The 4786-nt window shown below is 51.2% G+C and carries 6 protein-coding genes and 1 tRNA gene; all 7 read left to right on the plus strand.

Going from position 1 to position 4786, the window contains the following annotated elements; genetic code table 11:
• On the plus strand, window positions 1–1251 hold a 1251-nt coding region (speA, locus tag OEL57_RS14160), incomplete at its 5' end, for a biosynthetic arginine decarboxylase (RefSeq protein ID WP_300741305.1).
• Between the two features lie 3 nt (window positions 1252–1254).
• Window positions 1255–2451: a saccharopine dehydrogenase family protein gene (locus OEL57_RS14165; protein WP_300741308.1), complete on the plus strand. Its 1197-nt coding sequence runs from the start codon at window positions 1255–1257 to the stop codon at window positions 2449–2451.
• Between the two features lie 53 nt (window positions 2452–2504).
• The gene (locus OEL57_RS14170; RefSeq protein WP_300741310.1) at window positions 2505–2732 is read left to right on the plus strand and encodes a type II toxin-antitoxin system Phd/YefM family antitoxin; all 228 of its coding nucleotides are present in this window, start codon (window positions 2505–2507) and stop codon (window positions 2730–2732) included.
• A complete protein-coding gene (locus OEL57_RS14175) occupies window positions 2732–3118 on the plus strand; it encodes a type II toxin-antitoxin system VapC family toxin (protein WP_300741311.1) in 387 nt (128 codons plus the stop codon). The genes OEL57_RS14170 and OEL57_RS14175 overlap by 1 nt, the downstream gene beginning before the upstream one ends.
• A 9-nt stretch (window positions 3119–3127) precedes the next feature.
• On the plus strand, window positions 3128–4282 hold the full coding sequence (gene nspC, locus OEL57_RS14180; RefSeq protein ID WP_300741312.1) for a carboxynorspermidine decarboxylase: 1155 nt from the start codon (window positions 3128–3130) through the stop codon (window positions 4280–4282).
• 71 nt (window positions 4283–4353) lie between these two features.
• Window positions 4354–4430: transfer RNA gene (locus OEL57_RS14185), tRNA-Arg, on the plus strand.
• A 241-nt stretch (window positions 4431–4671) separates the two neighbouring features.
• On the plus strand, window positions 4672–4786 hold a 115-nt coding region (locus OEL57_RS14190), incomplete at its 3' end, for a ribbon-helix-helix domain-containing protein (protein WP_300741313.1).

A 4786-nucleotide genomic window follows, 5' to 3' on the forward strand; every position in this document is an offset into this window, starting at 1 on the left:
CTGCGGATGTCTGAGATCATGGCTGCCATCAAGATGCTGCAAGAGGCCGATCTGCTGGATTGTGTCAACCTGCTGCACTCCCATATCGGCAGTCAGGTCACCAAGATCGACAAGATCAAGATCGCTCTGATCGAGGCGGCCCGGATCTACTCAGAGATGCGTAAACTGGGAGTTAATATCCAGTACCTCGATATCGGCGGCGGTCTGGGGGTTGATTACGACGGCTCCAAATCAAGCTACTTCTCCAGCGTTAACTACACGGTGGAAGAGTACGCCAATGACGTGATCTACCAGATCAAAAACATCTGCGAAGAGGCCGGGGTGGACTGCCCCAATATCATCTCTGAATCCGGTCGTGCTACGGTTGCCCATTATTCAGTGCTGATTACCAATGTGCTTAATACCAATACCCAGAACCTGATGCCGGATTATGAGCAGATTCTGGAGGAGATGGAAAAACCGGCCCCAACGGTCAAGAAGCTGCTGGATATCTACAAGAGTATTGATCGCTACTCGTTGCGGGAGGATTACCACGATACCCTGCAGCTAATCAACGAGGCGGTCAGCCTGTTTAATCTGGGGTATCTGACCCTGCAGGATCGCGCCATTGCTGAATGGCTCTACTCCAAGATCATCAAAAAAATCAACAGCATTGTGGAGAAGATCAAGCCGATTCCGGAAGAGTTGCAGAACTTTCAGCTGGCCCTGCGCCAGACCTACTTTGCCAACTTCTCGCTGTTCCAGTCCATTCCTGACTCCTGGGCCATTGATCAGCTCTTCCCGATCATGCCGCTACAGCGTCTGGGCCAGCGCCCGGATGTGATGGCCTCTATCGCGGATATTACCTGCGATTCAGACGGTGAGATCACCAGTTTTGTGGGGGAAAACGGCCGGGCCAAATTTCTGCCGCTGCACAAGCTGAAAAAGGACGAAGACTACTACATCGGCTTCTTTCTGATCGGCGCCTACCAGGAGATCCTGGGGGATCTGCACAACCTGTTTGGTGACACCAATGCCGTGCATATCACCTTTAACAAAAAAACCGGCTACATGATTGATACGGTTATCAACGGCGATGCCACCTGGGAAACCCTCAAGTATGTTCAGTACAAAGGGCCGGAGATACTCAAACATGTGCGGGATAACCTTGAGAAGCAGGTTGCCATCAAGAAGGTCTCCATTGAAGAGAGCAGTCACTTTATTGAGCTGCTTGATCGCACCTTGCTTGGCTATACCTATTTAGGAGAATAAACCATGAGCAAAGTTCTGATAATCGGGGCCGGTGGTGTTGGTCAGGTGGTGACCCACAAGTGTGCCCAGCGTCGTGACGTATTTACCGAGATTACCCTGGCCTCCCGTACCAAGGCCAAGTGTGATGTCATTGCAGCCCAACTGGGTAACAGTATCAAGACCGCCCAGGTGGATGCCGATAACGTGCCTGAACTGGTGGCTCTAATCAAGCAGCTGCAACCCAAACTGGTGATCAACGTGGCCCTGCCGTATCAGGATCTGACCATCATGGATGCCTGCCTTGAGACCGGGGTGGATTATCTGGATACGGCCAACTATGAGCCGCTTGATACGGCCAAGTTTGAATACTCTTGGCAGTGGGCCTATCAGGACCGCTTCAAGCAGGCCGGTCTGATGGCGCTGCTGGGTTCCGGTTTTGATCCGGGTGTTACCAACGTCTATACCGCCCTGGCAGCCAAGAACTATCTGGATGTCATTGAAGAACTGGACATCATCGATGCCAACGCCGGTAGCCATGGCCAACCCTTTGCCACCAACTTCAACCCTGAGATCAATATCCGCGAAGTAACCGCCACCTGTCGTCACTGGGAAAACGGTCAGTTTGTTGAAAGTCCTGCGCTCTCCACCAAGCGGGTCTTTGACTTCCCGGAGGGGATCGGGCCGATGAACTGCTATCGTCTCTACCATGAGGAGATGGAGTCAATCGTCAAGCATATCCCTACCATCAAAAAGGCCCAGTTCTGGATGACCTTTTCCGATAACTACCTCAAACATCTGGAAGTGCTGCAGAACGTAGGCATGACCCGGATTGATGAGGTGGAGTTTCAGGGCCAGAAGATCGTGCCGATCCAGTTCTTAAAGGCGTTGCTGCCTGATCCCGGCTCTCTGGGGCCGTTGACCAAAGGCAAGACCTGCATCGGTGTGATTGCACGGGGGCTCAAGGACGGCAAGAAGAAGCAGGTCTACATCTACAATATCTGCGACCATGAGGCCTGCTATAAAGAGGTTCAGTCCCAGGCCATCAGCTACACCACCGGCGTACCGGCCGTGGTGGGGGCGATCATGATGCTGACAGGGAAGTGGCATGCACCTGGCGTCTGGAACATGGAACAGTTTGATCCTGAACTGTTCCTTGAGGTGCTGGGGCCAATGGGGCTGCCTACCGTCGTGGTAGATGGTGGCGAGTGGCCGGAACTGTAGCCAGTTTGACAAATCTATGTTGGTCAGGTAAAGTGACTAACATGAGGTGACCTATGGCACAGTTTAATATTGCAGAAGCCAAATCACATTTTTCTGAGCTGGTTCAAAAAGCGATGCTAGGCGAGGAAGTCGTGATAGCACGGGATAACAAGCCGCTGCTTAAGCTGGTTCCGGTTGTTGAAGTCCGTAAGGAACGTAAACCGGGATCTGGCAAAGGGAAAATCCTTGCGATAGCCCCCGACTTTGACCAGACACCAGTGGATTTTTCTGACTACACCTGATGCGGTTTCTGCTTGATACACATACCTTTCTTTGGTGGGTTGATGGAAGCCCGGCGCTTTCTGATGAGGCGTCGAAAGTAATCCGTAATCCTCGTAATGATTGTTTTTTAAGCATGGCGAGTTGCTGGGAGATGGCTATAAAATCAAGCATTGGCAAGCTGACTCTGGTCATGTCGGTTGAACGCTTTGTAGCAGAACAAATTGCAGAGGATGGATTTGTGCTGCTGCCAATTGAGTTTCGGCATGTCTGCAAGGTAGAGTCGCTCCCTTTTTACCACCGTGACCCTTTTGACCGCCTGCTGGTAGCTCAGTCCATCACAGAAAAGATGGCTATTATCTCGGCTGACACTACCCTTGATCAGTATGGTGTCCGGCGTATCTGGTGACCTATTTCAATGACCGGTATCGATATTCCTAAAATAGCTCAGTCAGCCCCATCTCCCGCCTACGTGGTGGATCTGGGCAGGTTGCGCCATAATCTGGCGATTCTGGATCAGGTGCAACAACGCAGCGGTGCCAAAATCCTGATGGCCTTGAAGGAGTTCTCCATGTGGAGCACCTTCCCGCTAATCAGCCAGACCCTGCACGGCGTCTGCGCCAGCTCTCCCTGGGAAGCACGTCTGGGGCGGGAAGAGTTTGGCCGTGAGGTACACAGCTTTGCCGCCGCCTTCAAAGAAAGCGACGTGGTGGAGCTGCTGGGTATCTCCAATCATCTGGTCTTTAACTCCTTTAATCAGCTGGAGCGATTCAGGCCCTTATGGGAAAAAGAGCAGGGCAGGGTCTCCATCGGCCTGCGGGTCAACCCGGAACATTCTGAAGGCCACACTGCCATCTATGACCCCTGTGCCCCCACATCCAGGCTGGGTATCCCGGTTGCTGAATTTGAAGGTCGTTCCCTGAGCGGAGTAGAGGGATTGCACTTCCATACCCTCTGTGAACAGCTGTTTGAACCGCTGGAGCGCACAGCCAGGGTATTTGAAGAGAAATTTGGCACGTATCTGCAGGGGATGAAGTGGCTGAACCTGGGTGGTGGGCATCATATCACCCGCGAAGGCTATGATATTGACGGCCTGGTAGAACTTGTTAAGTATTTCCGTGGGAAATATGGTGTTGACGTCTATCTGGAACCGGGCGAGGCGATTGCCATCGGCACCGGTGTGTTGGTTAGCGAAGTACTAGATGTTGTGCATAACCAGATGGATGTTGCCATTTTGGATGTCTCGGCCACCTGCCATATGCCGGATATACTTGAGATGCCGTACCGTCCAGACATCACCGGCGGATTTGCAGCCAATGAAAAGCCCTACACCTACCGGCTGGGTGGCCCATCCTGTCTGGCTGGCGACGTGATCGGTGACTGGTCATTTGAACAGCCGCTTAAGCCGGGTGATAGGCTGGTGTTTGAAGACATGTCCCACTACACCATGGTCAAAACCACCACCTTTAACGGCATTCAGCATCCCCACATCTGTACCTTTGAACCAGTTACCAGCCAACTGCAGGTAGTGCGCAGTTTTGGTTATCAGGATTTCAAGGCGAAGCTCTCCTGAAAAAAAGTTTCAGCACAGGACTTGTCAAGACAGGCATCAGTAGGGTATATATACTCGCTGTTCACAATTAAGTCTCCTTAGCTCAGCTGGATAGAGCAACGGCCTTCTAAGCCGTAGGTCGCAGGTTCGAATCCTGCAGGGGACGCCAAATCCGATGATGGCCGATTTCATAATGAAATCGGCCATTTTTAGTAGCTTCAAGTTGATTGATTTTAAAATTTAGCACTGTATTCAACATAATATAGGCAAGTTACGAATTCGAATCCTGTTTGGGGGTAGACCTTTTACATGCTTCTTCTTCGATAATCGAGCAAATATGTTGCACTTGATATAATCATAATTAATCACTATGATTATATTTGCAAAAGGAGGGTTATCCAATGAATACAATGAGCACAAAAGTTCTGACTGCACATATTCCAATCCCGCTTGCAGAACAGGTTGATCTGATTGCCGCACGACTAGAGCGTTCTCGCGGCTGGATTGTAAAACAGGCTTTAAGCG

The organism is Trichlorobacter sp., from assembly GCF_030247655.1.
Classification (GTDB): Bacteria; Desulfobacterota; Desulfuromonadia; order Geobacterales; family Pseudopelobacteraceae; genus Trichlorobacter.